The 26,237-nt window shown below is 64.2% G+C and carries 26 protein-coding genes, 1 tRNA gene and 1 pseudogene; 19 read left to right on the top strand and 9 right to left on the bottom strand.

Annotated features, from left to right (window positions below; translation table 11 throughout):
- Window positions 1-74: 74 nt before the first annotated feature.
- The 3 genes from M1E01_RS09645 to M1E01_RS09635 form a co-directional block, all read right to left on the bottom strand.
- Window positions 75-1,511: a hypothetical protein gene (locus M1E01_RS09645; RefSeq protein ID WP_457974796.1), complete on the bottom strand. Its 1,437-nt coding sequence runs from the start codon at window positions 1,509-1,511 to the stop codon at window positions 75-77.
- Between the two features lie 140 nt (window positions 1,512-1,651).
- Entirely contained in the window at window positions 1,652-2,050 is a 399-nt protein-coding gene (locus tag M1E01_RS09640) for a GNAT family N-acetyltransferase (protein WP_457974795.1), read from the bottom strand.
- Window positions 2,051-2,500: 450 nt separating this feature from the next.
- Entirely contained in the window at window positions 2,501-2,917 is a 417-nt protein-coding gene (locus M1E01_RS09635; protein WP_457974794.1) for an HAAS signaling domain-containing protein, read from the bottom strand.
- A 181-nt stretch (window positions 2,918-3,098) separates the two neighbouring features.
- On the opposite strand from M1E01_RS09635, the gene M1E01_RS09630 reads away from it, so the two are divergent.
- Both M1E01_RS09630 and M1E01_RS09625 read left to right on the top strand, forming a co-directional pair.
- Window positions 3,099-3,443 (top strand): PadR family transcriptional regulator, encoded by a 345-nt coding sequence (locus M1E01_RS09630; RefSeq protein WP_457974793.1) that lies wholly within the window; start codon window positions 3,099-3,101, stop codon window positions 3,441-3,443.
- Window positions 3,440-3,832 carry a hypothetical protein gene (locus M1E01_RS09625; RefSeq protein WP_457975032.1) on the top strand — a complete coding sequence of 131 codons (393 nt, stop codon included), beginning with the start codon at window positions 3,440-3,442 and terminating at the stop codon, window positions 3,830-3,832. The genes M1E01_RS09630 and M1E01_RS09625 overlap by 4 nt, the downstream gene beginning before the upstream one ends.
- Window positions 3,833-4,103: 271 nt before the next feature.
- Here the strand turns inward: M1E01_RS09625 and M1E01_RS09620 are convergent.
- From M1E01_RS09620 to M1E01_RS09610, 3 genes and pseudogenes are all read right to left on the bottom strand, one after another.
- Window positions 4,104-4,169: pseudogene (locus M1E01_RS09620) on the bottom strand (hypothetical protein); the annotation flags it as partial.
- A gap of 533 nt (window positions 4,170-4,702) precedes the next feature.
- Window positions 4,703-4,891: a hypothetical protein gene (locus M1E01_RS09615; RefSeq protein WP_457974792.1), complete on the bottom strand. Its 189-nt coding sequence runs from the start codon at window positions 4,889-4,891 to the stop codon at window positions 4,703-4,705.
- Window positions 4,892-4,992: 101 nt separating this feature from the next.
- A tRNA-Leu gene (locus M1E01_RS09610) sits at window positions 4,993-5,075 on the bottom strand.
- A gap of 194 nt (window positions 5,076-5,269) precedes the next feature.
- On the opposite strand from M1E01_RS09610, the gene M1E01_RS09605 reads away from it, so the two are divergent.
- Window positions 5,270-6,574 (top strand): M20/M25/M40 family metallo-hydrolase, encoded by a 1,305-nt coding sequence (locus M1E01_RS09605; RefSeq protein WP_457974791.1) that lies wholly within the window; start codon window positions 5,270-5,272, stop codon window positions 6,572-6,574.
- Window positions 6,575-6,582: 8 nt separating this feature from the next.
- Window positions 6,583-7,743 carry an acyl-CoA dehydrogenase family protein gene (locus tag M1E01_RS09600; RefSeq protein ID WP_457974790.1) on the top strand — a complete coding sequence of 387 codons (1,161 nt, stop codon included), beginning with the start codon at window positions 6,583-6,585 and terminating at the stop codon, window positions 7,741-7,743.
- A gap of 54 nt (window positions 7,744-7,797) precedes the next feature.
- On the opposite strand, the gene M1E01_RS09595 is transcribed toward M1E01_RS09600, so the two are convergent.
- A complete protein-coding gene (locus M1E01_RS09595) occupies window positions 7,798-8,031 on the bottom strand; it encodes a DUF5703 family protein (protein ID WP_457974789.1) in 234 nt (77 codons plus the stop codon).
- A 39-nt stretch (window positions 8,032-8,070) separates the two neighbouring features.
- Between M1E01_RS09595 and M1E01_RS09590 the strand changes: the two genes are divergently transcribed.
- Window positions 8,071-8,337 (top strand): hypothetical protein, encoded by a 267-nt coding sequence (locus M1E01_RS09590; RefSeq protein ID WP_457974788.1) that lies wholly within the window; start codon window positions 8,071-8,073, stop codon window positions 8,335-8,337.
- A 65-nt stretch (window positions 8,338-8,402) separates the two neighbouring features.
- Here the strand turns inward: M1E01_RS09590 and M1E01_RS09585 are convergent, their stop codons facing one another.
- On the bottom strand, window positions 8,403-9,341 hold the full coding sequence (locus tag M1E01_RS09585) for an aldo/keto reductase (RefSeq protein ID WP_457974787.1): 939 nt from the start codon (window positions 9,339-9,341) through the stop codon (window positions 8,403-8,405).
- A 50-nt stretch (window positions 9,342-9,391) separates the two neighbouring features.
- On the opposite strand from M1E01_RS09585, the gene M1E01_RS09580 reads away from it, so the two are divergent.
- Window positions 9,392-10,225, top strand: coding sequence for an undecaprenyl-diphosphate phosphatase (locus M1E01_RS09580; protein ID WP_457974786.1), 834 nt, complete (start codon window positions 9,392-9,394; stop codon window positions 10,223-10,225).
- Window positions 10,226-10,240: 15 nt separating this feature from the next.
- Entirely contained in the window at window positions 10,241-11,518 is a 1,278-nt protein-coding gene (gene mshC / locus M1E01_RS09575; protein ID WP_457974785.1) for a cysteine--1-D-myo-inosityl 2-amino-2-deoxy-alpha-D-glucopyranoside ligase, read from the top strand.
- A gap of 6 nt (window positions 11,519-11,524) precedes the next feature.
- Here mshC and M1E01_RS09570 read toward each other — a convergent pair whose 3' ends face one another.
- Entirely contained in the window at window positions 11,525-12,436 is a 912-nt protein-coding gene (locus tag M1E01_RS09570; protein WP_457974784.1) for a PAC2 family protein, read from the bottom strand.
- A 139-nt stretch (window positions 12,437-12,575) separates the two neighbouring features.
- Here M1E01_RS09570 and M1E01_RS09565 point away from each other — a divergent pair, with 139 nt between their 5' ends.
- The 12 genes from M1E01_RS09565 (at window position 12,576) to M1E01_RS09510 (ending at window position 26,231) form a co-directional block, all read left to right on the top strand.
- The gene (locus tag M1E01_RS09565; protein ID WP_457974783.1) at window positions 12,576-13,301 is read left to right on the top strand and encodes an HAD family hydrolase; all 726 of its coding nucleotides are present in this window, start codon (window positions 12,576-12,578) and stop codon (window positions 13,299-13,301) included.
- A 103-nt stretch (window positions 13,302-13,404) separates the two neighbouring features.
- Window positions 13,405-14,601 carry a site-2 protease family protein gene (locus M1E01_RS09560; protein WP_457974782.1) on the top strand — a complete coding sequence of 399 codons (1,197 nt, stop codon included), beginning with the start codon at window positions 13,405-13,407 and terminating at the stop codon, window positions 14,599-14,601.
- Window positions 14,602-14,703: 102 nt separating this feature from the next.
- Window positions 14,704-15,780, top strand: a complete 1,077-nt coding sequence (locus M1E01_RS09555; protein WP_457974781.1) for a tRNA (adenine-N1)-methyltransferase — start codon at window positions 14,704-14,706, stop codon at window positions 15,778-15,780.
- An 82-nt stretch (window positions 15,781-15,862) separates the two neighbouring features.
- A complete protein-coding gene (gene arc, locus M1E01_RS09550; RefSeq protein WP_457974780.1) occupies window positions 15,863-17,614 on the top strand; it encodes a proteasome ATPase in 1,752 nt (583 codons plus the stop codon).
- A gap of 50 nt (window positions 17,615-17,664) precedes the next feature.
- Entirely contained in the window at window positions 17,665-19,284 is a 1,620-nt protein-coding gene (dop, locus tag M1E01_RS09545) for a depupylase/deamidase Dop (protein WP_457974925.1), read from the top strand.
- A gap of 85 nt (window positions 19,285-19,369) precedes the next feature.
- A complete protein-coding gene (locus M1E01_RS09540; RefSeq protein WP_457974779.1) occupies window positions 19,370-19,576 on the top strand; it encodes a ubiquitin-like protein Pup in 207 nt (68 codons plus the stop codon).
- A gap of 84 nt (window positions 19,577-19,660) precedes the next feature.
- Complete coding sequence (prcB, locus tag M1E01_RS09535) at window positions 19,661-20,482, top strand: proteasome subunit beta (protein ID WP_457974778.1); 822 nt, start codon at window positions 19,661-19,663, stop codon at window positions 20,480-20,482.
- A 1-nt stretch (window position 20,483) separates the two neighbouring features.
- The gene (prcA, locus tag M1E01_RS09530; protein WP_457974777.1) at window positions 20,484-21,191 is read left to right on the top strand and encodes a proteasome subunit alpha; all 708 of its coding nucleotides are present in this window, start codon (window positions 20,484-20,486) and stop codon (window positions 21,189-21,191) included.
- Between the two features lies 1 nt (window position 21,192).
- Window positions 21,193-22,557, top strand: a complete 1,365-nt coding sequence (pafA, locus tag M1E01_RS09525) for a Pup--protein ligase (protein WP_457974776.1) — start codon at window positions 21,193-21,195, stop codon at window positions 22,555-22,557.
- A 112-nt stretch (window positions 22,558-22,669) separates the two neighbouring features.
- Window positions 22,670-23,596: an FKBP-type peptidyl-prolyl cis-trans isomerase gene (locus tag M1E01_RS09520; RefSeq protein WP_457974775.1), complete on the top strand. Its 927-nt coding sequence runs from the start codon at window positions 22,670-22,672 to the stop codon at window positions 23,594-23,596.
- Window positions 23,597-23,638: 42 nt separating this feature from the next.
- The gene (locus M1E01_RS09515) at window positions 23,639-24,034 is read left to right on the top strand and encodes an FKBP-type peptidyl-prolyl cis-trans isomerase (RefSeq protein ID WP_457974774.1); all 396 of its coding nucleotides are present in this window, start codon (window positions 23,639-23,641) and stop codon (window positions 24,032-24,034) included.
- A gap of 181 nt (window positions 24,035-24,215) precedes the next feature.
- Entirely contained in the window at window positions 24,216-26,231 is a 2,016-nt protein-coding gene (locus M1E01_RS09510) for a helix-turn-helix transcriptional regulator (RefSeq protein WP_457974773.1), read from the top strand.
- Window positions 26,232-26,237: the final 6 nt, after the last annotated feature.

Here is a 26,237-nt window from a genome sequence, read left to right as displayed (position 1 = left end):
GAGGGGACTGAGGCCCTGTGTCAGCTCGGCAAGGTAGCGCTCAGGCATTATCGTTCTCCGCCGCTGGGTAGAAGTTACGAGGGCATGGCGCCGGTGTAGAGCCTCGCCGTCCCGTTCAGCCCGGCGATCGCATCCTCGATCGTGCTGTGGACCATCTCGTACTGGACCTCATCAGGGACGGCCTCCAACTCCTTCCTGGCGTCAACGAAATCGCTGGCCTCCTGGGCGCGGGCCTCCAGGATCGCTCCAGCCAAGTGCACCATCTCGTGCAGGTGGGTGATGGCGTGCCGAATGTGCTCGCGGCCGCCCGCAGCGACGCCGGCCAGCAGCTCCGGGTACTCGGGGTCAACGTCGTGGGCCGGCCCTGTCGCGGTCCCGACCGCCAGCCAGTGCTCGGGAGTGTCGTGTTCGTCGTCCTGCTTCCAGTAGACCTGCAGGTCTATGGACGCCCGCGTGTCCGGGTCCACGGTGGTTGCCCTGATGTTCAGGTTCCCAAAGGGGCTCTCTTCGAGCATTACCCCGGCCAGGAAGCCGAGCCGGCAGTGACCGCTGAACTGGTCAGCCCACGCATACCAGGGGCGGACGCTGGGATCAGGCAGGTCCATCCCGCCGTTCATGGCCACGTAGGCCACCGTGTTGAGCAGCTCGAAGGCGGTCTCGGGGCTTTGCGGGTCCAGGTCACGGAAGATAGCCTCGGCGGCATGGTGGATCGCGGTCAGCTGCGCGGCATGTTCTGCGACCATGTCCGCCTCGTCCTGGTTCTCAGCCGGAACCTCCAGGTGCGGCGCATCCATCTGTTGTACGCGACCGGCGACATCGATCCAGTTGGTGCCGTCCTGATCGGACCATACGGTGATCTGCAGCTGGTCTGTCAGGTCCAGCACCGTGCGGGTGGCGAACGGCTTGTCACCTGTCGCGTCGTAGGGACCGAAATCCACGGCCTCCAGACCGCTCTCCACGCAAAGCTGCACCAGCCCGTCCACCAGGTCTTCTTCGCCATCATCGAAGGGATTCACGTCGGGGTCCCACCCATTGTGTCCGGTGCCTTCGCGCAGCGTGTCGTTCAGCGCGCGGAACACCAGGTCCGTGTCGCTGTTGCTTCGATGGACGGGCACCGCGGTTTCGAGCAGCTTCACCATGCCCGAGACACCCTCCAGCACGCTGTCCACCTCCGGCAACTCCAATCCAAAACCGGGGGACTCCGGATCAACTGCCTGAACCCAGTCATCGGCACGACGGTCCGCCGGCCTGTCGATCCGCAGCCACATCCGCTGCCCGCTGCCTTCCTGGCCGCCGCCTTCACGGTGCCCCCGCCACAGCGTCAGCCACGTGTCCTGCTCGCCGGCGGCGTAATCCCCAGGCAGCAACGCCACCACAGAGACGGTGTCAGGGTATCGCTTGAAGAGCGGCTCGAACCGAAGGTCTTCGAAGACTTCTGCCAAACCCGACGCCAGGTCCCGAATGATGAAGTACGCGCGCGGATCCTGCGAATCATGGCTCGGGCTGGTCACAAGGGTCTCCTCGTCGTCGGCGCTTCCTTCCCCCCAAGGCTAATCCCCGGAACCGGAGGTGCGATGAGCGGACAAATCCACCCTCACCTTGCTCCTCTAAAGGGCTCACTGCTTGAACTGGCTGGTGACGCCTGCCCCGGCTAGCGCAGCTGAATGAGTCCAGCGCTGGTGGGGCGGAAACCGCATGCGTCGAAGTAAAAGCTCTTCAGATGGTCGTCGAAGTCCACGTGAAGCCACTCCAAGCCCGCAGCTCTGGAGTGCTCCGCGGCCAGGGAAAGAAGTTTCTTCCCGATGCCCTGCCGGCGGGCACGCTGCGCCACCAGCGTGTCCTGGATGAACGCGTGGACGCTGCCGTCCCAGATCACGTTGACGAACCCCACTAGACCCTGCTCGTCTCTCGCTGTGACCCATCCCAGGCTGAGGCGAGAGAGCCTCTCGATCCAATCCTCATCCTCGGGGGTGTGATCGAAACCCGCTGCATGGACCTGATTGATTTCTTCGTTCCGCAGGGCTCCGCGCCATTCAAAGATGACAGTCATGTTGAACAGCATCGCAGATTCCCTCAGAGCGGGCCGCCCGATCACCATCGTCGGGTGCCCGACCTCAGCGCGACCGTCAGTCCTCTGCTGGCTCGTTCCGAATTCAGCGCCATCCATGCAGCCGTGTCTCATGAACTATAGGTCATAACACGTTTGGCCCAATGCCGGTTTTCCCGGCCTTCTGGGGCCAATAATGTCTCACCAAGCCGGTACGGGTTGTTGTCTCATATGTCCTCAAGGAAACCCGGACTGCGACACCAGGAGCCAGAATGAAACTCCGGGACATCAGCACCCACTCGTGGTTCGGAACCGTGACCCGCCTCGTTGTCGCCACGGAATCCATCCTGCCAGCTGGCGTGAGAAGCCGGGCCGCTCATCGTTCCTTATAACGAACCCTCAGTCATAACCGATCCGCTGTGTCATTAACTGTGTCGGGTTCGCAAAGGCGGCCTAAGCCTGCCAGTCGAGGGATCGGCGTTTCGCGCGTGCCCCTGCGATGAGGACCAGTGCGATGAACGAAGCTACACCCACTGAGCCGATCACAATGCGCATCCAAGGTGGCAGGCCCCACAATTCATGGGTTGGTGCAAGTAACCCGAAGACCCCGGAGATCAGCACGTAGCCGCCTCCCGCTGCCAAAACCACGGATGCGATGATCAGCTCCCAAAGCCTGGAAGGGTGATTCGGTGCGAACTTGTCTGCGTACTCGCTGGGGCTTCCGAAGGCGGCGGTCGGGTCCTGCCCGGAGTCGGCGATGTGGCTTTGGACCTCGCGCACGATGTGCGCCGCGGCTGCTGCAGGAACGTCCCGGAGTTCGAGAGCCTCCGTCAGCTCAGCTACATACTCTTCTTGCGGCGTCTCAGGCACGGGTGGCCCTCCCTTCCGGTCATGACCGCCTGTCGCGGTCTGCGGGAACGGCCGTCAGCGCGACGCTGTCCGGTGCCGTTCCCCTGCGGAAACCAGCTTGCCATTGATGGTTCCGCCGCGCTGCAGGCACGGCTCCTGGTTGAACGTTGTGGAGCTATCTATTTAGTGAGACTATCTAGTCGTGAGCGACATCGACTTCGACCAGGAACTGACCCGCGCGGCGCTCCCGCACGCAGTGCTCGCGGTGCTCAGCCACGGGGAAAGCCACGGCTATGCCATCGCTGAGGTCCTCCGGCAGAGCGGCTTCACACGCATCAAGGGCGGAACGCTGTACCCCCTCCTCAAGAGGCTGGAAGACCAGGGCCTTGTTGAGCACACATGGCTGCACGATCAGGCAGGTCCTGGCCGCAAGCAGTTCACCCTCACCGGACAAGGCCGGAGCGAGCTGGACCGCCTGGCAGCCGCCTGGAACCGGATGGGCCAGGCCCTCACCGACATCCGCACGACCCGACAGGAACAACCATGAGCTACGAGCGGAACCTGACCTTCAACCTCAGATTGCGGGGGTTGTCAGAACCCGAGATCGCCGAAACACTCGAGGAGGTGCGGGCGCATGAGGCCGCCACGGGGACTCCCGCGGAAGCCGAATTCGGCACCGCCGAGGAGTACGCGAAACAGTTCCCCAGGAAGAAGAGGCGCACCCGGGGGAGCATGATCGCCATGATTGGAGGAGCATTGGCGGTCGCCTACATACTCCTCATGGTCCTCCTGGTGGTCCTCTTCAGGATTGACATCCGCGAGTACGTCGGCCCGCTCGAGCTCTGGCCGGGGCTCGTGCTGATCCTGTCCGATGTCCTGGCTGGCTTCCTGACCGATTACTTCCAGCCCGCGCCAAGCTCCCGCGCCAAGCGCTAAGTCTGGGTTCGGACCGCCACCCGCCTACGGCCAACCTCGGCGCAGGGCTTATTTCCGGTTGAAATCGCCGATCGCTCCCCCCAATGACACTTTCCGTTCTTTCTCGCAGCACTGCAGAGGGATGGGGAAACGTAGGCCAGCGTGATCCATCCATCAGGAACCAGTACCAAAGGCGCGATCCATGGCAGCAGTCATGTCTCTCAGTCCTTCTGGGAAGGTGCGAGTACCTATCCAAAGTGGTCGTGATGGAACGATGGCCCAGGTGTTTTTGGAGTTTGTAGATGTTGAGGCCGGCATGCAACAACCAGGACGCGTTTGTGTGGCGAAGGTCGTGCATGCGGCCGCATGGTTAGTCCTTTGGCCTGCGCTTTCATCAGGGCAAGATCCCATACTCCCCATGCGCGGCGATGATCTATGTGCGTTCCGGCGGTGTCCAACAAGACGACCCCTCCCTTTGCTGCAGCCGAGACTGAAGGGCGCAGCACACTGCGAATGTTGAGGCAGTAAGGGCGATTGACCTCTTCGACTGCTTAGTCTTTGGGGGCCCGATGTATGGGACGTTGTCCTCGTTTCTGGTCCGTGGTCTAACGATATTTACGACAAGCTGGCCGGGAGGGGCCGACAGGAAATCCCGCGCCTCGAGGGCTGTCGCCTCGGAAAACCTCAAACCCGTGTGTACGAGGAAGCTGAAGAAGGCTTTGTAGGGGCCGGTGAGCTCCGCTGAAACGCGCGCCATTCCTCGTTGCAAGGGAACTCGCAGTCTCCTCAGTGTGTTTGCTCTTCGGCAACGAGACGCCCTTCCACGGATTGTCCGCGCGCTTCTTCTCCCTGACCATCGAGTTGAAAGCGGCAGAAATGAGACCGTGGACGTTAGCGATCGTCTTGGATGCCAGCCCCTTTGCCTGCAATCTTGATCCACTTCACGATGTTCCTGTATTCGACCTCTGTGGCATCCAGCTGGCCGAGGGTGCCTGCGATGTGGCACCTGAGATTCCCCTTGTAGCGCCTCACGGTGTAGCCGTCGGCGTCCGTCAGCAACGCGATCTGATCTTCAATCATGCGCGTCACCGGGGGGCGTATGTCAGGGACTCGCGTGGTTGAAAACGGGGCCCGTATGGTTGGAGACACAAAAAAACCCCGGTTTCCCGGGGTTTTTCTTGTGCGCGGAGGGGGACTTGAACCCCCACCCCCTTTCGAGGACTAGCACCTCAAGCTAGCGCGTCTGCCATTCCGCCACCCGCGCAGGTGGTATTTCGGAGGTCCTGATCCGCCTTTCAGCAGTTCGCTTCTCTCCGAAGCAGCGAGAAAAACTCTAACACGACTTTTGCTGAAAGATGGAATCGGACGGAGTGGGTAGGCTGACCCTATGCGTAGCCTGGGGCGAAAAGCCCGGAATTACGCGCTTGTAAGTCACCCGCGCACAATAAGGAGTGATCAATGACACAGATCCGGCCCGAGGATGAAGTCGTCAACATCTGCCAGGAGCTCATCCGTATCGACACATCCAACTATGGGGACGGATCTGGACCCGGGGAACGCGCTGCCGCCGAATACGCTGCCGGGCTAATCACCGAGGTGGGGCTCGACGTCGAAATCTTCGAGTCCGAGCCCGGGCGAGCCAACGTGGTCACCCGGCTGGCGGGGGAGGACCCGGCGGCGAGCGCGCTCGTGGTGCACGGTCACCTGGACGTTGTCCCGGCGCTAAAGGACCAGTGGACGGTGGACCCGTTCGGCGGTGAATTGAAGGACGGGCTTATTTGGGGCCGCGGAGCCGTGGACATGAAGGACATGGACGCCATGATCCTGTCCGTCATGCGGGACTTCGCGCGCACGGGCCGCAAGCCGAAGCGGGACCTGATCTTTGCCTTCTTCGCCGACGAGGAAGCCGGCGGCACCTACGGCGCCCGCCACGCCGTCGACAAGCGCCCCGAGCTCTTCGAGGGCGCCTCCGAGGCGATCTCGGAAGTGGGCGGTTTCTCGGCCACAATCGGCGGCCAGCGCACCTACCTGCTGCAGACCGCCGAAAAGGGACTCTCGTGGCTTCGTCTGGTGGCCCATGGCCGTGCCGGCCACGGCTCGCAGATCAATACGGACAACGCCGTGACCCGCCTCGCCAGCGCCGTGTCCCGCATCGGTCAATACCGGTGGCCTGTGGAACTGACCCCCACCACCCGGCAGTTCCTCGACGGCGTCACGGAACTTACCGGCGTCGAATTCGATCCTGACGATCCGGACAAACTGCTCAACGAGCTGGGAACCGTGGCCCGGTTCGTCGGAGCAACCCTGCAGAACACCACCAACCCTACGCAGCTCCGGGGCGGCTACAAGCACAACGTCATCCCCGAATCCGCCGAAGCGCTCATCGACTGCCGTACGCTGCCCGGGCAGGAGGAACAGGTCCTCGAGATCGTCCGGGAATTGGCCGGAACCGGTGTGGACGTCAGCTACGTGCACAATGACGTCTCCCTGGAGGTTCCCTTCGCCGGGAACCTGGTGGACTCCATGATCGACGCCCTGCATTCCGAAGATCCGGGAGCGACGGTACTGCCCTACACGCTGTCTGGCGGCACCGACAATAAGTCTCTGAGCCGGCTGGGCATCGCCGGCTACGGGTTTGCCCCACTGCTGCTGCCCGACGAACTGGATTTCACGGGGATGTTCCACGGCGTGGACGAACGCGTTCCCGTGGACTCGCTAAAGTTCGGCGCCCGGGTCCTCAACACCCTGCTGACCAACTACTGAGTCTGTCCATGGAGCCCGAAGAGCTGTTGCCGGATTCGCTCCTTGACCGCCTGCGGGGGAGAGCCGCCGGCTACGACGCACGGAACGAGTTCTTCTTCGAGGACCTTGAGGAGCTCACCTCTGCCGGGTACCTGAAGCTTTTCGTGCCAGTATCCGACGGCGGTCACGGGCTTGGGCTTGCAGGCGCCGCCGGGTGCCAGCGGCGGCTGTCGACGGCGGCTCCCGCCACTGCGCTGGCAGTGAACATGCACCTGGTGTGGACGGGGGTGGCGCGGGTCCTGGCCGACCGGGGTGACACATCCCTAAATTTCGTGCTGAAAGAAGCCGCCGCCGGTGAGCTCTTCGCCTTCGGGAATTCGGAGGCCGGCAACGACTCCGTCCTGTTCGACTCCCTGACGGAGGCGAAACCCCTGCCCGGCGGGAGCTATTCATTCACGGGCACGAAAATTTTCACCAGCCTTTCCCCCGCCTGGACCAGACTCGGCATTTTCGGCAAGGACAGCGCGGCAAGGGACGGCGACGGCGAGCTCGTGCACGGGTTTATCGACAGGGCCACCCCCGGCTACGAAATCCTCGAGGACTGGAACACTCTTGGGATGCGCGCCAGCCAGTCGAACACCACGGTCCTGCGCGGCGCAACCGTGCCGCCCGAACACATCTTCCGGAAGCTGCCTGTGGGGCCCAACGCCGACCCCCTGATTTTTGCGATCTTCGCCTGCTTCGAAACGCTGCTTGCCGCGGTGTACACGGGCATCGGGGAGCGGGCCCTCGTCCTCGGCGCTGAGGCTGCCAAACGCCGCACATCCTTCAAGAACGGCGGCCGGAGTTATGCCCAGGACCCGGACATCCGGTGGAAGGTGGCAGAGGCTGCCATGGCCATGGACGCCCTCTACCCCCAGCTGTCACTCGTGGCGCAGGATGTGGACCAGCTGGCGGACCACGGCCCCCAGTGGTTCCCGAAGCTCGTGGGACTCAAGGTCCGGGCAACGGAGACAGCCCGGACCGTGGTGGATCTGGCCATCCGGGTCTCCGGCGGTTCAAGCTACTACCGGGGGACCGAGCTCGAGCGCCTCTACCGGGACGTCCTTGCGGGCATGTTCCACCCGTCCGACGACGAATCGGCCCACAACACGGTCGCCAACGCCTGGCTCGGCCCGCTGGAGACGTAGTGCCCTGCTCGGCGGTCAGCGGTCAGACTCAGCTGTCAGCGGCGGAGCACTCGTTTAGACGGTCCGCTGAACCTGCGTGACGCGGCGGCGGAGCCAGAAGCGGCGCCCTCCACCCACGTACAACCGGCTGCGTTCCAGTTCCCACTTGCCGTATTCGGAATGTTCAACGAGGCGACGGCGAGCATCGGGCAGCGAGTCGTCAGGACCAATCGTCAATACGAGGTACTCGTACTGCTTCACGTAGTCCCGTTCCCGCAGGACCGAGCTGGTCAGAAAATGTTCCTTCATTGCTCTCCATTTTCGTCTTTTTCCCGCTAACGTGAAGTCATGAGCATCGATCCGCGTGTCGCGCTTCAGTCCCTGACCTCCGCCCTGGAAGAACATCTGGTAGCAGCCTCAACGCGAAGGGGGGACGGCGACCCCGCTGTCGAAGCAGCATTCTTCGCCGTCGCTGATGCTTTTGAAGTCTACGAGGACGCGCTCTATGAGGCCTACAACGAGGTCACCCCGCTTCAGGTTTTCGAAGAGGATGAAGACGAGGAAGACGAAGAGCGCCAGGTTGATGATGACGACCTGGAGATCGTCGAAGAATAGGAAGCGCGCCTCCGGGCCTGTCCTGGAGCAGCCTGTCCCCGAAACGACGTGAGCAGCTGCTAAGCCTAGGCCAGGCTGCTGGACACGTCCTCAAGGGCCCTTGCGATCTCCGCGGGCAGCGGCGTTAGCTGTGCATCGAGAATCTCTTTCAGCTGCACAGGCGTCCTCGGCCCGACAATGGCCGTGGCAACGCCATGCTGTGAAAGCAGCCAGCTGAGGGCCACATCAAGCGCCGAACGCCCCAGTCCCCGGCCCGCCATGGCCACAGCCTCCACCACCTGCGCCGCAGACTGTTCCAGGTAAACCTCCACATAAGTGGCCAGGCGGCTGCCAGCCGCCCGGGAGTCGGCCGGTACCTGCCCCCGGTACTTGCCGGTCAGCACCCCCCGCCCCAGCGGAGCCCAGGCCATGAGGCCCATCCCGGCGTCCTCGATGGCGGGAATCAGCTCTTCTTCGGGCTTGCGCCTGAGCAGGGAGTATTCCGACTGGCCGGCCACGAGCGGGAATCCGGCAACGGCGGCCGCCTTCGCGGTCTGCCAGCTGTTGAAGTTGGCAATCCCGGCGTAGCGCGCCCTTCCGCTGCGCACCGCCAGCTCAAGGGCGGACAGCGTCTCGTCCAGCGGAACGTTGCGGTCCCACGCCTGGGCAGACCAGATGTCGACATAGTCGGTGCCCAGCCGCGTCAGGCTGGCGTCCAAAGACGACAGCATGGCGTTGCGTGAGGTGTCCACGCGTTGCCGTGCGTCTGACGCCGACAGGCCGGCCTTGGTGGAGATCACCACTTCCGAGCGGGAGACGACGTCGCCAAGCATTTCCCCCAGCATGGCCTCGGCCATGCCGTCCGCGTACGACGCGGCCGTGTCCACCAGGGTGCCGCCGGCATCAACGAAATCGTGCAGCAGTTCCGCGGCGTCCTGTTCATCTGTTTCGCGGGCCCATGACATGGTGCCGAGGGAGAGTGCGGAGGCCCGAAGCCCACTGTTGCCGACGTAACGCTGCTGCATAGCAGCAAGCTTACGGGGAAACGACCAGTGGCATGACGTAGGGTCTTAGCGTGAACTGGTTTGAAGCGGCCCTGCTGGGTCTTGTGCAGGGACTAACCGAATTTCTCCCGATTTCATCGAGCGCCCACCTCAGAATTGTGGGCTCCTTCCTGCCCAATGCCGCGGACCCCGGCGCAGCCTTCACCGCCATCACACAGCTTGGCACCGAGACGGCCGTGATCGTCTACTTCTGGCGCGACATCATGCGGATTGCACGGGCCTGGATCGGTTCGCTGAAAGGCCGGGTCTCCCGCCACGACCCTGACGTGCGAATGGGATGGCTGGTCATCCTGGGCAGCCTGCCCATCATTGTCCTGGGACTGCTCTTCCAGGACCAGATCGAATCCGTGCTGCGCAGTCTGTGGATCGTCGCCACCACCCTGATCGTTTTCGGCCTCATCCTGGCGGTGGCGGACGCCGTCGGCAAACAGGACCGGGACTTGAGCCGGCTCACCTACAAACACGGCATCCTCTACGGCTTCGCCCAGGCCATGGCGCTTATTCCGGGCGTATCCCGCTCCGGCGGCACCATCACTGCGGGGCTGCTGATGGGTTACACCCGGGAAGCGGCGGCCCGTTATTCCTTCCTGCTGGCCATTCCCGCGGTCTTCGGCAGCGGTCTGTTCCAGCTCTATAAGGTGGTGTCGAAGGAAGGCGTGAGCGGACCTTATGGACTGCCCGAGACGGCCCTGGCCACGGCCATCGCCTTCGTGGTGGGATACATCATCATCGGTTGGTTCCTGAAGTTCATCTCCACCCGCAGTTACCGGCTCTTCGTCTGGTACCGCATCCTGCTTGGCCTCGCCCTGTACCTGCTGCTCGGTTTCAATGTCATCAGCGCCTAGCACTAGGCTTGGGGTGTGAAGTCCTGGATATCCCGCCCCGTTCCTGAGCTCCCCGGCGAAATGGCTGCCGTTCGCCTGTTCGACACAACAGCGCGCGGAGTGGTCAGCCTCCAGGCAGACGGCCAGCAGTCCATGTATGTCTGCGGCATTACGCCGTACGACGCCACGCACATGGGCCACGCGGCAAGCTATGTCGCCTTTGACCTCCTGAACCGAGCCTGGCGCGACGGCGGCCAGCAGGTTGCCTACGTCCAGAACGTCACGGACGTTGACGACCCCCTGCTGGAAAGGGCAAACCTCACCGGCGTGGACTGGCGTGATCTGGCCGAGAGCCAGATTCAACTTTTCCGGACGGACATGCAGGCCCTGAATGTCCTCCCGCCGGACCACTACATTGGCGCTGTCGAGGCCATGCCGCTCATCGTCCCTGCCATCGAGCGGCTGCTCCGCCAAGGCCTTGCCTACCGTGTTATCGGCACGCCCGGGGAGCCTGACGGCGACGTCTACTATGACGTTGAAGCTGCCGGGAAGCACGCCGTCGACGTCGACGCATGGACGCTGGGTGCCGTGTCCGGGCTGCCCGAGCCCGAAATGCTTGAACTGTTCGCCGAGCGCGGCGGCGATCCCGGCCGCGCCGGAAAGCGCCAGGCCCTGGACCCCCTGCTGTGGCGGGTGGCCCGCGACGGCGAACCCCGCTGGCCCGGCGGCGAACTGGGGGAGGGGCGCCCCGGCTGGCACATTGAATGTACGGTGATCGCCCAGGAATACCTGCCGGCACCGTTCACCGTGCAAGGCGGCGGCTCCGATCTGGTTTTCCCGCACCACGAAATGGGAGCCGGCCACGCTTACTCCCTCTCCGGCGTTCCGCTCGCCAAGCACTTCGCCCATGCCGGAATGGTCGGCCTTGACGGCGAAAAGATGAGCAAGTCCAAGGGCAACCTTGTCCTCGTTTCGAAGCTGCGGGCAGCAGGCGAGGAGCCAGCTGCGATCCGCCTGGCGATCCTTGCGCACCACTACCGCTCTGACTGGTCCTGGACGGACGGGGGATTCTCAGGCGCCAAACAGCGGCTTAGCCGCTGGCGCGCCGCCCTGGCCGCTGCCCCGGCCGACTCCGCTGTCCGGGTCCTCGAAGACATGCGGTCAGCCCTGGCGAACGACCTTGACGCACCTGCTGCCCTGGCCGCCGTCGACCGCTGGGCCGACGAGGCTCTGGCTGGCCATGCTGACCCATCCGCAGCCGACGGGGCGCTGGTGCGGGACGCCGTCAACGCCCTGCTGGGTGTCGAACTCTAACGCTCCCTACTGCTTGTCTTTGCCCCGCCGTTTCAGGTACCGCTCGAACTCCCTTGCGATGGACTCGCCGCTGGCCTCCGGAAGATCAGCTGTGTCTTTGGCCTCTTCCAGCTGCCGGACGTAGGCGGCGATCTCCGGGTCTTCGGTGGCCAGTTCGTTCACGCCGCGCTCCCAGGCGTCAGACTCTTCAGCCAGCTCGTGCGTGTCGAGCGGTACCTGCAGCAGTTCCTCAATGCGGTGGAGCAGCGCGAGCTGCGCCTTGGGCGAAGGCGCCTGCGCCACATAATGTGGAACGGCGGCCCAGAGCGACACCGTGGGAATGCCTGCAAGCAGCGCCACTTCGGAGAGGACCCCCACGATGCCTACGGGCCCTTCATACTGTGAGGCTTCCAGGTTCAGCCGTTCACGCAGTGCGCTGTCATCCGTTGACGTGCTGACTGGAATGGGCCGGCTGTGAGGTACGTCGGCCAGCAGGGCCCCTACCAGCACCACGTAGTCCACATGAAGCGCCTCGGCGTGAACCAGCAGCTCGGCTGTATAGGCCCGCCACTTGTAGGAGGGCTCTGTCCCCTGCACAAAAATCACGTCCACGTTCGTGCCCGGCGCGGTCGCCTTGTAGATACGTGTGGACGGCCACTTGATCTTGCGTTCGCCGGATGCAGTGCGCCGCACTGTGGGGCGGGTGAACTGGAAGTCGTAGTATTCGTCGGCATCAATCGAGGCGACCTTCTTGCCGCCCCACAGCTTGTTCAGGTACCGCAATGCGTCGCTGGCCGCTTCCCCGGCGTCATTCCAGCCCTCGAAGGCGGCGAGCATCACGGTAATGCGCTGTCCCTCCGGAACTGGCTGCAGCAGCTGCTCCGAGCCGGGCGAGGCGGTGGCACCGGGTTCCGTGGTATCTCCGTCGAAGCTATTCATCCCTTCACCCTACGTCCAACACCGTTTCCATTGCAGTGCATGAACCGCCGCGCATCCGCTGCTCGCGCTGATATTCGCCCACGGCGTACGGGGCAGGTGCCGGAAAGGCACGGGAGGTCGGGCCCGTAGACTGGAAGACATGCAAACTTCAGCTGCCCAGCCCCTGCTCAAAGCCGTTTTATGGGACATGGACGGCACCATAGTGGATACCGAACCCTACTGGATCGAGGCAGAGCACGACCTTGTGGCCGCACACGGCGGCACATGGTCCCATGAGCAGGCCATGCAACTGGTGGGCCAGTCCCTTGTCTTTTCGGCCGGCATCCTCCAGCGGGCAGGAGTTGATCTGGAAGCCCGCGAGATCATTGACACGCTGACGGCCCAGGTCATCAGCCGGGTGCGGCAGCATGTCCCGTGGCGACCGGGCGCCCGCGAACTGCTCGACGAACTTTCCACCGCCGGCGTGCGTTGTGCCCTTGTGACCATGTCCGAGGCCCCCCTTGCACGGGAGATCGTGGCGAGCCTCCCCAAGCCCTACTTCGAATTCCTGGTTACGGGTGACACCGTGACCAAGGGCAAGCCCGACCCGGAGGCCTACCTCAAGGCCGTGGAAATGCTCCGGCGGGAAGATCCGGACCTCACCGTTGACAACTGTGTGGCCCTTGAGGACTCAGCCCCGGGTGTCGCCGCTGCGGTGGCCTCAGGCGCCGTCACGGTTGCCATTCCCCACATCGTGGCGCTGCCCGCGGACCCGCGCCGGACCCTGTGGGACACCCTCGAAAACCGCAGCGTCTCCGACCTGCAGGATCTTGTTGCCGCCCGCCAGGGCCTCGCCGCCGCAGCGGCGCTGGACAACGCCAGTTAAGGGCGGGCCAGTTATGGGCGGATCGATGACATGCGGCGCGAATTGAGAGCGGTGTCCGCAGCGACGCCAGATTACGGCGCCTTCGAGGCGCACCAGAGGAGCCATGCACGTGACTGACCCCGCATCAACCGGCCAACGGCCTGACGGCGGCAGAGCCCGCCGCGAAGGCATTCCCCTGGGCAGGATTGCCGGCGTTCCGGTCATCCTTGCCTACTCGTGGTTCGTCATTGCCGCCTTCACGGTGGTCGCCTACGGGCCCGTGCTGCAGTTTGCCAACCCGTCCCTCGGCGTGGCCGCCTACTACGTGGCCTTCGCTTACGCGCTGCTGCTCGCGATCTCCGTACTGGTTCATGAACTCGCCCATGCCCTGACGGCGAAGATGTACGGCTGGCCGAGCGAAAAGATCGTCCTCAACCTGTGGGGCGGGCACACCCAGTTCGAAAGTTTCACCGCCACACCGGGACGTTCCGTTGTGGTGGCCCTTGCCGGCCCCGCGGCCAACTTTGTGCTTGCCGGAGCCACCTGGCTCGTGATTTCCGCCGCCAACCCGACGGGCGTGGCAGACACCCTCACCAACATCTTTTTCTGGGCCAACCTCGTGATCGGCATCTTCAATGTGCTGCCCGGGCTGCCGCTCGACGGCGGACGGCTGGTGGAATCAGCCGTGTGGAAGGCAACGGGCAGCCACGCCAAGGGGACCATTGCAGCAGGCTGGGGCGGGCGTATCATCGTCGGGGCCCTGGTCCTGTGGTTCGTCATCCGCCCGCTGCTGGCCGGCGGCCGCCCGGACACCAGCATGCTCCTCATCACCGTCCTGGTCTGCGGGTTCCTGTGGATGGGGGCTTCGGCGTCGATCCAGCAGGGCCGGCTGCGCAGCCGGCTCCACCTGGTGAGCGCGGCGGCACTGGCAGAGCCCGCCGTCGGCATCCCGGAAACGGCAACTGTCGCCGAAGTCCTGCAGTTTACTGCAGGCGGCGGGACCGCCGTCGTGCTTTGCGCTCCGGACGGGAGGCCGGGAAGCGTGGTCGATGCCGCCGCGCTGGCGGCAGTTCCTGCACCTGCCGCAGCCGCGACGCCCGCCACCGCCGTTTCCCGCGCGCTTGGGGCAGGGGCCTATGTGCCGGAATGGGCGAAGGGCCAGGAGCTTCTCCAGTATCTTTCCCAGTTGGAAGGCCAGGACTACGCGGTGATTGACCACAATGGGCACGTGACCGGCCTGCTGCGGCAAGCGGCAGTGGTGACAGCCATTACAGGCAAGGCTCTCCGCGAAAACAGGCGGCCCCAGGGCCAGAACCGGTAGAGTTACCTGCCGGTCGTGAAATCGGCAGACAGGTCCCAGCGCGAGCCTGTCCTGGCCGGGATGCAGCGCGACGTCACAGCTTTACAGGAGCGAGGAACATTCATGAGCAGCGAATCTGCCGCCATCGGAACCAGCACGGACCCTTCCGCCACGGCACAGGGCACTGCAGCCGGCATCGCGGACCAGCCGGTCGGTGCTGCACGGCGCCGCGGCCCCTTCCGCGAGGGCGAGCGGGTGCAGCTGACTGACGAGCGCGGCCGCATGAATACGATCAGCCTTGAAGCCGGCGGAGCCTTCCACACGCACCGCGGTTTCCTCAACCACGACGACATCATCGGCAAGGTGGACGGTTCCGTTGTAGTGAACAACGTGGGGCAGCAGTACCAGACCCTGCGCCCGCTGCTCTCTGACTTTGTGCTCTCCATGCCCCGCGGCGCCGCCGTCGTCTATCCAAAGGACGCCGCACAGATCGTCACCATGGCAGACATCTTCCCCGGAGCCCGGGTGGTCGAGGCCGGTGTCGGTTCCGGTGCGCTCTCCATTTCACTACTGCGCGCGGTGGGGGATCAAGGCTACCTGCACTCGTTCGAGCGGCGCGAAGAATTCGCCGCCATTGCGCGCGGCAATGTTGAAACCATCTTTGGCGGAGCGCACCCTGCTTGGAAGATCTCGCTGGGCGACTTCCAGGATGAAGTAGTCCGCAGCGAAGAACCGGGATCAATTGACCGTGTGGTGCTTGACATGCTGGCGCCCTGGGAATGCCTCGATGCAGTCGCGACTGTCCTTGCCCCCGGCGGTGTCTGGATCAACTACGTCGCTACCGTCACCCAACTCTCGCGCACCGCCGAGGCCATCCGCGCGGACGGCCGATTCACCGAGCCTGACGCCTGGGAATCGCTGGTCCGCGGCTGGCATCTGGAGGGCCTTGCCGTGCGCCCCGACCACCGGATGGTGGCCCATACCGGCTTCCTGCTGGTGACGCGGCGGCTGGCTGACGGTGTTACCGGTATCTCGGTCAAGCGCCGGCCCTCCAAAACGGACTTCAACGAAGACGACGTGAACGCCTGGACGCCCGGTGCCGTGGGCGAACGCACGGTGTCGGACAAGAAGCTGCGGAGGGCTGCCCGCGACGCGATCGCGGGAACCAATGTCAAGGATGACCCGGAGATCACAAACTAGTCCGTATTTCGGATGTCTTCAGCAGTACCTGCCAAGTTGGGGCTAAGGTCTTAACAGAAGCGCAGGAAGGGGCTGATGCATCATGGAGACGCCAAACAATGACTCCGTGCCTACTCCGGCCGAGCAGCCGGCAGCCAATGAGCTGTCTGTTGCAGACCGGCAGGTCAACATCCTTCGGGATAAGCTGCGGCATATAGACCGCCAGCTGGCCGCTGCCACACAGAACAATTCCAAGCTCGTGGCGATGCTCGAAACGGCCAAGGCCGAAATCCTCAGGCTGAAGAATGCCCTCGACCAGGAGGGCCAGCCGCCGTACAGCTTTGGCACAATCCTCCAGCTGAACCCGCGGCGGCAATCCACATCGGGGAGCAGCGGGCAGGCCGCCACTGAGGAATCGGCCGACATTTTCAACGCCGGCAGGAAGATGCGTGTGGGCATCAGCCCGCTCGTGAACATCAACCAGCTGGCCGTTGGCCAGGAGGTGCTCCTCAACGAAGCACTCCTTATCGTGGCAGGACTGGGGTATGAGCGCGCCGGGGAGCTCGTCACGCTCAAGGAGATGCTCGGCCCTGACCGCGCCCTCGTCCTCGGCCGGGCCGATGAGGAACGGGTGGTCCGGCTGGCCGGGCCCCTCCTGTCCGAGAAGCTCCGGGTGGGGGATGCCCTGTCCATCGACTCCCGGACCGGCTACGCCCTGGAAAAGGTCCCGCGGTCCGAGGTGGAAAACCTGGTGCTGGAGGAAGTCCCGGACATTACGTACGAGGACATCGGCGGCCTTGGCCCCCAGATCGAACAGATCCGGGACGCCATCGAACTGCCGTTCCTGCACCCGGACCTGTACCGCGAACACGGCCTCAAGGCACCCAAGGGCATCCTGCTCTACGGCCCTCCCGGATGCGGCAAGACCCTGATCGCCAAGGCGGTGGCCAATTCCCTCGCGGCCCGCGCTGCGGAGCGGTCGGGAAACGTCGACCTGAAGAGCTACTTCCTCAACATCAAGGGCCCGGAGCTGCTCGACAAGTATGTCGGCGAAACCGAGCGCCACATCCGGCTCATCTTCTCCCGGGCCCGCGAGAAGGCCTCGGACGGCAGCCCGGTGGTCGTATTCTTCGACGAGATGGATTCCCTGTTCCGGACACGCGGCACAGGTATCTCCTCCGACGTCGAAACCACCATCGTGCCGCAGTTGCTCAGCGAGATTGACGGCGTCGAGCGCCTGGACAACGTGATCGTGATCGGTGCCTCCAACCGTGAGGACATGATCGACCCCGCCATCCTCCGGCCGGGACGCCTTGACGTGAAAGTCAAGATCCACCGCCCGGACGCCGAGGCGGCCGCCGACATCTTCAAGAAGTACATCACCACGGACCTTCCGTTCCATGAGGATGACCTTGTCGAGCATGACGGTGACGTCCAGGAAACGGTGGACGCCATGATCCAGCGCACGGTGGAGGCGATGTACTCCACAGAGAAGTCCAACGAGTACCTCGAAGTCACGTACGCGAACGGTGACACGGAAATGCTCTACTTCAAGGACTTCAACTCCGGCGCCGTGGTGCAGAACGTCGTTGACCGCGCCAAGAAGTACGCGATCAAGGACCTGCTGACCACCCACCAGAAGGGTCTGCGCATCGATCACCTCCTCAGGGCCGTCGTAGACGAGTTCCGCGAGCATGAGGACATGCCGAACACCACGAACCCGGACGACTGGGCCCGTATCTCCGGCAAGAAGGGCGAACGCATCACCTACATCCGCACCATCGTCCAAGGCAAGGCTGGGCAGGAGCCGGGCAAGTCCATCGAGACGATGCCTAACACGGGCCAGTACCTGTGACCCCGGGCTCCGAGGTAACGCCAGGGGGAGCCCTGCCCCCTGGCGGTGCCATGCGGGTGATGGGGTCGGAAACCGAGTACGGGATCCACGCCCCGTCCGCCCCGGGCGCCAACGCCACCATGATGTCCGCCCGCGTGGTGCAGGCCTACGCCCAGGTCACCCGGCTGCGTGCAGCCGGAGGTGCGGAGACCCGGTGGGATTACACGGACGAGGAACCGCTGCATGACGCCCGCGGCTGGACCCTTGAACGCGGGCAGGCCCACCCGAGCCAGCTCACCGACCAGCCCCCGGTGCTCGACGCTGAGGCCGTCGCCCTCGCCTATGGCCGGGAAGAGCTGGAGTTGGAGGGTGAAGACGAGTCGGGGACGCTGCTGATGAACATGGTCCTGGGCAACGGCGCGCGGCTCTACGTGGACCACGCGCATCCGGAATATTCCAGCCCCGAAGTGACCAACCCGTCCGACGCCGTGGTCTGGGACACGGCCGGCGACCTCGTGGCGCTGGCGGCCGTCCGGCGGCTCGCGGGGGACCCTGAACTCCCGCCCATCAATCTTTATAAGAACAACACAGACAACAAAGCGGTCTCGTACGGATCCCACGAGAACTACCTCATGCCGCGGTCCGTCCCTTTCAGCGACATCGTCCGCGGCCTGACGCCGTTTTTTGTGACCCGCCAGATCATCTGCGGGTCCGGGCGGGTGGGGATCGGTCAGGACAGCTCACGCCCCGGCTTCCAAATCAGCCAGCGTGCGGACTTCTTCGAGGCCGAGGTCGGCCTGGAAACCACCATCCGCCGACCCATCATCAACACCCGCGATGAGCCCCACGCCACCGCAGACAAGTACCGCAGGCTCCATGTGATCATCGGCGACGCGAACCTGAGCCAGGTGTCCAACTACCTCAAGTTCGGAACCACCGCCATGGTGCTGAGCCTCATCGAGGCGGGACTGGCGCCCCGGATTGAGGTCCACGAGCCTGTGGCGGCACTGCAAAGCATCAGCCATGACACATCGCTCACGGCGAAAATCAGGCTGACGGACGGGCGCCGAGTGACAGCCCTGGATGTCCAGTGGATGTACCACGAGGCCGCAGCCAAGCTGGCCCAGGACACCGGCGTCTCCGACCCCGTGGACGGTGACGGGCACACGCACGCGGTGCTGGAACGGTGGGCCGCCACGCTGACCCAGCTGGACAGTGACCGCACCGCGGCGGCCTCGTCCGTCGAGTGGCTTGCCAAACTCTCCATCCTTGAGGGCTACCGGCAGCGCGACGGGCTGGACTGGGGCGACGCCCGCCTCGGCCTCGTGGACCTGCAGTGGGCCGACATCCGGCCGGAAAAGGGGCTGTACTACCGCCTACTCTCGCGGGAGCGCATGCAGCGCATCGTGAACGACGCCGACATCGCCGCCGCGGTGACCGAACCGCCGTCGGACACCAGGGCCTACTTCCGCGGGCGCTGCGTGAGCAGCTTCAGCAAGGACGTGGTCGGGGCGAGCTGGGATTCAGTCATCTTCGACGTTCCCGGCTACGGAAGGCTGCAGCGGGTGCCCACCAGGGAGCCGTTGCGGGGCACCAAAGCCCTCACCGGAGCGCTGTTTGCGCGGCACCGCGAGGCCGGCCCCTTCCTTGCCGAACTGCTCGGATCAACACCTGTGCCGCCACCGGCATAAAGACCCCCGAAGAGCCACTTTGCGTGGCAATATGGGCATACAGGATGTCCTGCCGGAGCGGCAGGACTGACAGAAGGAGATGAACATGGCAGGGCAGGAGCAGCAGCAGCCGCAGCCGCAGCCACGCGACAGCGAGGTCGAAGAAGAGGTCCCCGTGCCGCCCGCACCGGCGGAGGGACAGGCATCCGCATCCACACAGGGTGTCGACGACCTGCTGGACGAAATCGACGGTGTCTTGGAGTCCAACGCCGAGGAATTCGTCCGGGCTTTCGTGCAAAAGGGCGGTCAGTAACCCGGCAGCGCGCCGAAACCCGCACGGGCACGGAAGCATGAGGTACCGGACCGCCGCTGAATTACACGTTGAAGGAGTGCATCAGTGCAGGAGACAACAGCCAACAAGGTAGCCGCCAACGCGACATCGTCGTTCACTGAGCATCTCCAACGCGACCGTCCGGATCTGCTTCCCTACACCCGGACGCCGGCCCACAGCCAACCGGCCGGCACGCACCTGCAGACGCCCCATGCCACCACCATCGTGGCCATGACGTATGCGGGGGGCATCGTGATGGCTGGCGACCGCCGCGCCACGATGGGCAACATCATCGCCAGCCGGCACATCGAGAAAGTCTTTCCCGCGGACCAGTACTCCGTTCTCGGCATTGCCGGCACAGCAGGCATCGCGATCGACCTTACCCGGCTGTTCCAGGTTGAGCTGGAGCACTACGAAAAAATCGAAGGCACGCTGCTGAGCCTCGACGGCAAAGCCAACAGGCTCGGCGCGATGATCCGCGGCAATCTGCCTATGGCCATGCAGGGGCTGGCCGTCGTTCCGCTCTTTGCCGGTTTCGACACCGCGGCCGGTGTGGGGAGGCTGTTTTCCTACGACGTGACCGGTGGCCGCTATGAGGAGCAGGAACATCACGCCGTGGGCTCGGGCTCCGTGTTTGCCCGCGGAGCCCTGAAGAAGCTTTGGCGGCCCAACCTCACCGAAGACGAGGCCGTCTCCGTGGCTGTGGAATCCCTGTACGACGCCGCCGACGACGACTCCGCCACAGGCGGTCCGGACCCAATCCGCCAACTGTGGCCGGTGGTCTACAGAGTCAATAGCGCCGGCGCCCGGCGCGTCCCGGAGCGGGAACTCGCTACCATCGCCGGAAACATCATTGAATCCAGGGCTGCCGCCCGGCGGGAGGCCTGAGATGACCCAGCAGTTTTATGTTTCGCCCGAACAGCTGATGAAGGACCGTGCGGACTTCGCACGGAAAGGCATCGCCCGCGGCCGTTCCGTGGTGGTGATCAGCTGCGAGGACGGCATCGCCCTGGTAGCAGAGAACCCCTCTCCATCGCTGCACAAGATCGGCGAAATCTACGACAAGATAGCTTTCGCCGCCGTGGGAAAGTACAACGAGTTTGAAAGCCTCCGCCAAGCCGGCGTGCGCTACGCCGATGTCCGCGGGTACTCCTACGACCGTGAGGATGTCACCGCGCGCGGACTCGCGAGCGTCTACGCCCAGAGCCTCGGGGCCGTCTTCACTGCAGAACAGAAGCCCTTCGAAGTGGAACTGGCTGTCACCGAGGTGGGGCCGTCCCAGGACCGGGACCATCTCTACCGGCTCACGTTCGACGGTTCCATCGCCGACGAACACGGCTTCATCGTGATGGGCGGGCAGGCCGACAAAGTCTCCGGCGCCGTTGAAACCGGATGGCAGCGGGACCTTTCCTTTGCCGCCGCAATCCGCCTCGCCGTCAAGGGGCTCACGACGGATGATGAATCCCCGGATCTTCCCGCCAAAGCCCTTGAAGTTGCAGTGCTTGACCGGGGATCGGAAAGCAGCCGTGGGACCAGGCGCGCTTTCCGCAGGTTGTCCGACGCTGATGTCATGGACCTGCTGGCTAAGGAGAGCTGAAATGGACAAGAGGATATTCGGCATAGAGACCGAATTCGGCATTTCGTATTCAAGCCCCGATTCACGCCCGCTGGCGCCCGAGGAAGTGGCCCGGTACCTCTTCCGCAAAGTGGTGAGCTGGGGCCGGTCGTCGAACGTCTTCCTGACCAACGGTTCGCGCCTGTACCTGGACGTAGGATCGCACCCGGAATACGCGACCGCGGAGTGCGACGACCTGGCACAGCTGATAGCCCATGACCGTGCCGGCGAACTTATCCTTGATGACCTCGTGGATGAGGCCCAGTCACGGCTGGCGGCGGAGGGCTTCAACGGCACGGTGTACCTGTTCAAGAACAACACTGATTCTGCAGGCAATTCCTACGGCAGCCACGAGAACTACCTGATTCCCCGCCGCGGTGAGTTCACCCGGCTTGCGGAAATCCTCATTCCCTTCCTGGTCACCCGGCAGCTGATTGCTGGCGCCGGAAAGATTCTGAAGACACCGCACGGCGCAACGTACGCATTCTCGCAGCGCGCAGACCACATCTGGGAGGGCGTCTCGTCGGCCACAACAAGGTCTCGGCCTATCATCAACACACGAGACGAGCCGCATGCTGATGCCGAGTTCTACCGCAGGCTCCATGTCATCGTCGGCGACTCGAATATGTCCGAGACGACCGCCCTGCTCAAGGTGGGTACGGTTGACCTGATCCTGCGGATGATCGAGGCCGGCGTGATCATGCGGGACATGCGGATGGAGAACCCGATCCGGAGCATCCGGGAGATCTCGCACGACCTGAGCGGCCGCGCCCTGGTCCGGCTGGCCAATGGACGGCAGCTGACCGCTCTGGAGATCCAGCAGGAATACCTGAACAAGGTCACGGCCTTCGTCCAGGAGAACGGAGCACACAACCCGCATGTCCCGCTGATCCTGGATCTGTGGGGGAGGACCCTGCGGGCCATCGAAAGCGGCGACACCAGCACCATCGACACCGAGGTCGACTGGGCGATCAAGAAGAAGCTGATGGACGGCTACCGGAACCGACACGGACTGGGACTGGACTCGCCGCGTATCGCCCAGCTGGACCTGACCTATCACGACATATCCCGCAGCCGCGGTCTGTACTACCTCCTCCAGTCACGCGGGGCAGTTCGCCGGGTAACCGACGAAACGGTCATCAAGGACGCAGTGGATGCTCCACCGCAAACCACAAGGGCGAAGCTGCGCGGTGACTTTGTGCGCCGGGCGCAGGAGCTTGGACGCGACTACACCGTGGACTGGGTGCACTTGAAGCTCAATGACCGGGCCCATCAGACCATCCTTTGCAAGGACCCGTTCCGCAGCGTCGATGAACGGGTGGATGCTCTTCTGGATTCTATGGGCTGATACTCAGGTTCAGGCGTTACTCTGGAAGAGGCCGTTTTGCGGCCGGAAGTGCCCGGCCGGAGGCACCCCTGCCCCGGCACGGCATCCATCTTGCCCCGACGAAAGTTCTTAAGTGCGCCGACTACTTGCAATTCTCATTCCCGGACTGCTTCTGCTGACCGCTTGCGGGGGCGAGCCTGCAGCCCCGGAACCCACCAGCCAGTCCGCAGGTGAGACAGCAAAGCTGGACTCCCTGAAGCTGACTGAAAACGGAGACAAGAAGGCTCCAAAAGTCGAATTCACCAAGCCCCTTGAAGTGGCCGAACCCACCGTCAAGGTGGTGACCGAGGGCGGCGGGGACCGCGTCAAGGCCAATCAGGTCGCCGAAGTCTCCGTGCTGGCCCTAAACGGCAAAGACGGAGCCACCCTCGATGACAGCTTCCCCAAGGAACCGCAGCCCATCGAGCTGAACGACGAGCTCAAGACCCAGAGCCCCATCATCTACAACGCTTTTGTCGGCGCAAAGGTCGGTTCCCACCTGGCCCTGGCCGCACCGGGCAAGGCTGCCTCAGAGGGCGTTCAGGCCCAGCCTTCGCAGCTGCTCATCATCAAGGTCCTGTCCGCCAAGGACGCACCGAAGGTTCTGGACAAGCCTGAAGGTGACGCCGTCACCCCGCCCGCCGGCCTGCCGAAGGTCACGGAGAAGGACGGCGTGCCCGAACTGGACGTCAAGGGCGTCGCGGCACCCAAGAAGCTCATTTCCCAGGACCTGATCAAAGGCAAGGGCCCTGAGGTCAAGGCCACGGACACCCTGACGGTGAACTACGTGGGCGTTGCCCTGGCCAGCGGCAAGAAGTTCGACTCAAGCTTTGACCGCAAGGAGAAGGCATCCTTCCCCCTGAGTGGAGTGATCAAGGGCTGGACGCAGGGCCTAACCGGCAAGACCGTCGGTTCCCGCGTGCTGCTCGTCGTCCCCAAGGACCTCGCGTATGGCGATGCCGGCCAGGGAGAAGCCAAGGGCGATCTCGTGTTCGTCGTCGACATTCTCGGCGCCAAGTAAGTTCTCTACAGTAGTTTCCCGTACCAAGCAGAAGGAGCATCCATGTCATTTGGCCAGCGCAACCTCGACCGCGAGAAGCCGGAAATCGACTTCCCGGAAGGTCCGGTCCCCACCGAACTCGTCATCACCGACCTCATCGAGGGCGATGGACCCGAGGCGAAGGCCGGAGACACTGTCTCCACGCACTACGTCGGTGTGGCCTGGTCCACCGGTGAAGAGTTTGACGCCTCGTGGGGCCGCGGCGCTCCGCTGGACTTCCGCGTGGGCGTCGGCCAGGTCATCCAGGGTTGGGACCAGGGTCTCCTCGGCATGAAGGTCGGGGGCCGCCGCCGCCTGGAAATCCCTTCCGAGCTCGCCTACGGCTCCCGCGGCGCCGGTGGAGCGATTGGGCCCAACGAGGCCCTGATCTTCGTCGTGGACCTCGTGGGCGTCCGCTAATCCCCATCCGCCCCCTATATCCTTGCAAGTCCGCAGCGGCTCCCTGGACAGGGAACAAGGCGGGCGTGGGCCCACCGGTACCTGCCCCCAGCCGAAGGCGCGGTAACAATCGGAAGGTATTTTCCGAAGTGTTGCCGCGCTTTCGCGTTTTTCAGCGGGCGGCTTTAGTAACGTAACCAGAGTGTCCGCACAACGTACAGAACGCCTGCTTAACCTCCTGATCGCCCTGCTGAACTCCAAGTACGGGCTGCGCCGCAGTGAGCTTCGGGAAAAAATTTATGATGCTGCTGCCAGCGACGCCGCCTTCAGCCGGATGTTCGAGCGGGACAAGAACGACCTGCGGGACTTCGGCTTTGACGTGGAGACCGTCACGGATCTCGGCTGGAGTTCCGACGACCCGGCCACCACCCGCTACCGAATCGGTAAGGAATCGAACCGCCTTCCGGACGTGGAGCTGACCCGTGACGAGTGGACGGTGCTGCTCCTGGCCTCCCAGCTGTGGGAGCAGGCCGCACTCGGTCCTGCCGCCACCAACGCGATGCGCAAGCTGCAGGCATCCGGCAGCCTTGCCGATGTGGAACTTCCCGCCGGGCTGCAGCCCCGGATCAAGCCCGCGGGTCAGGCGTTCGAGGACCTGGTGGCGGCCATGTACAGCCAGCATGCCGTTCGATTCAGGTATCTGGCGAGCAGCACCGGCAGGGAAGAGGAGCGCACCGTAGAACCTTGGGGGCTGGGCAGCCGGTTCGGCCAGTGGTACCTGGTGGGCTTTGACCGGGGCCGGGGCGCTCAGCGGTTCTTCCGGCTCTCGCGCTTTGCATCAACAGTTTCAGTACTCGCGAAGGAGACTTTCACGGCCCCTGCAGGCTTCAACGTCCGGACCGAACTTGGTGGCCTTCCGGAACTCCCGCTCCAGTCCGCCGTCGTGGACGTCCGGAAGGACCGCCTGCTGGGGCTGCGGAAGCGGGCCACGCCGGTTATTGAAACCCGCGACGGCGGAACGTCCGGCAGGGGAGCTCCCGGTGGCGGAGCACCGGACATCGGCTGGGACCGGTTGTCTGTTCCGTACCGGGATGCTGAGCTGCTTGGCGAAGAACTCTCCTCCTACGGCCCGAACGCCAGGGTCGTCTCCCCCCAGGACCTCGCCGCCGCAGTGCAGCGCCGGCTGGCGGCCGCCGCGGCATTTCTCGCCGAGGCTGCGCCCTCCTATGTGTTCCCGGCCGGCGGCGCCGGCAAGCCGATCCGCAAACGGACCTCGGAAGACCAGCTGAAGCGCATGCTCCAGCTGGTGCCGTTCCTGGTGCACAACCAGGGACTGCATATCCAGGACGTGGCAGACAGGTTCGGAATCACGCGCCGCGAGCTCGAAGCCGACCTGCTGATTCTGATCTGTTCCGGTCTGCCGCAGGGCTACCCTGATGAGCTGCTGGACATCCAGTGGGAGGATGACCACGTCTTCATCACCCAGTCGCTAGAGCTCAACAAGCCCGTGCGGTTTACGGTGGACGAGGCTTGCGCCCTGCTGACGGGCCTGGAGACGCTCCACGGCCTGCCGGGGTTGGCCGAAGGAAGCGCTCTGGAGTCCGTCACCCTCAAGCTCATGGCGGCCGCCGGCGAGGAAGGGCTCCGGGCGGCCTCCCTGTCCGGTCCCGAGGTGAGTCCCGCCGATACGGCCAGCCTGGAAACGATCCGCGGTGCCATCGAAGCCGGAGAACAGCTCCGCCTCGTCTACTTCTCCGCGCAGAAGGATTCCCTGTCGGAACGCGACGTGGACCCCCTGCGGCTCTACTCCATGGACAACACGTGGTACTTCGAGGCTTACTGCCACTCGGCGGCCGGTGTGCGAAACTTCAGACTTGACCGTATTGAGGACCTTCAGCCGACGGGTAAGCCTGCGTCACCGCCGGTACTTCCCGAAGGCGGGGTTCCAGTCAAGCTGTTCACCCCCAACGACGACGACACCCTGGTGACCGTACAGCTCACCGCGCGCGGAGCCGGCCTGGCAGACGACTACTATGCCGAACGGACTGCTGCCCTGCCCGACGGCGGTCTGGTGGCGGAAATCCGGTTCGGCACCACCTCCTGGCTGCCGATGTTCGTGGCCCAGCACGGCGGGGCTGTGCGTATTTTGGCGCCTGAGCTGCTGGCCGATGCCTCGCGGGAGTGGATTGACGCAGCCCTGGCCCAGTACGCCCGATAGACTGAT

The sequence above is a fragment of the Arthrobacter sp. D1-17 genome (assembly GCF_054130535.1).
This window is presented reverse-complemented; position numbering and strand designations above follow the sequence as displayed.

Excerpts from the sequence above, each read along its gene's own strand:
- M1E01_RS09640 (WP_457974795.1), bottom strand. The coding sequence starts at position 2,050 with ATGACTGTCATCTTTGAATGGCGCGGAGCCCTGCGGAACGAAGAAATC.
- M1E01_RS09625 (WP_457975032.1), top strand. The coding sequence starts at position 3,440 with ATGAGCTACGAGCGGAACCTGACCTTCAACCTCAGATTGCGGGGGTTG.
- M1E01_RS09615 (WP_457974792.1), bottom strand. The coding sequence starts at position 4,891 with ATGATTGAAGATCAGATCGCGTTGCTGACGGACGCCGACGGCTACACC.
- M1E01_RS09605 (WP_457974791.1), top strand. The coding sequence starts at position 5,270 with ATGACACAGATCCGGCCCGAGGATGAAGTCGTCAACATCTGCCAGGAG.
- M1E01_RS09600 (WP_457974790.1), top strand. The coding sequence starts at position 6,583 with ATGGAGCCCGAAGAGCTGTTGCCGGATTCGCTCCTTGACCGCCTGCGG.
- M1E01_RS09595 (WP_457974789.1), bottom strand. The coding sequence starts at position 8,031 with ATGAAGGAACATTTTCTGACCAGCTCGGTCCTGCGGGAACGGGACTAC.
- M1E01_RS09590 (WP_457974788.1), top strand. The coding sequence starts at position 8,071 with ATGAGCATCGATCCGCGTGTCGCGCTTCAGTCCCTGACCTCCGCCCTG.
- M1E01_RS09585 (WP_457974787.1), bottom strand. The coding sequence starts at position 9,341 with ATGCAGCAGCGTTACGTCGGCAACAGTGGGCTTCGGGCCTCCGCACTC.
- M1E01_RS09570 (WP_457974784.1), bottom strand. The coding sequence starts at position 12,436 with ATGAATAGCTTCGACGGAGATACCACGGAACCCGGTGCCACCGCCTCG.
- M1E01_RS09565 (WP_457974783.1), top strand. The coding sequence starts at position 12,576 with ATGCAAACTTCAGCTGCCCAGCCCCTGCTCAAAGCCGTTTTATGGGAC.
- M1E01_RS09560 (WP_457974782.1), top strand. The coding sequence starts at position 13,405 with ATGCACGTGACTGACCCCGCATCAACCGGCCAACGGCCTGACGGCGGC.
- M1E01_RS09555 (WP_457974781.1), top strand. The coding sequence starts at position 14,704 with ATGAGCAGCGAATCTGCCGCCATCGGAACCAGCACGGACCCTTCCGCC.
- arc (WP_457974780.1), top strand. The coding sequence starts at position 15,863 with ATGGAGACGCCAAACAATGACTCCGTGCCTACTCCGGCCGAGCAGCCG.
- dop (WP_457974925.1), top strand. The coding sequence starts at position 17,665 with ATGCGGGTGATGGGGTCGGAAACCGAGTACGGGATCCACGCCCCGTCC.
- M1E01_RS09540 (WP_457974779.1), top strand. The coding sequence starts at position 19,370 with ATGGCAGGGCAGGAGCAGCAGCAGCCGCAGCCGCAGCCACGCGACAGC.
- prcA (WP_457974777.1), top strand. The coding sequence starts at position 20,484 with ATGACCCAGCAGTTTTATGTTTCGCCCGAACAGCTGATGAAGGACCGT.
- pafA (WP_457974776.1), top strand. The coding sequence starts at position 21,193 with ATGGACAAGAGGATATTCGGCATAGAGACCGAATTCGGCATTTCGTAT.
- M1E01_RS09515 (WP_457974774.1), top strand. The coding sequence starts at position 23,639 with ATGTCATTTGGCCAGCGCAACCTCGACCGCGAGAAGCCGGAAATCGAC.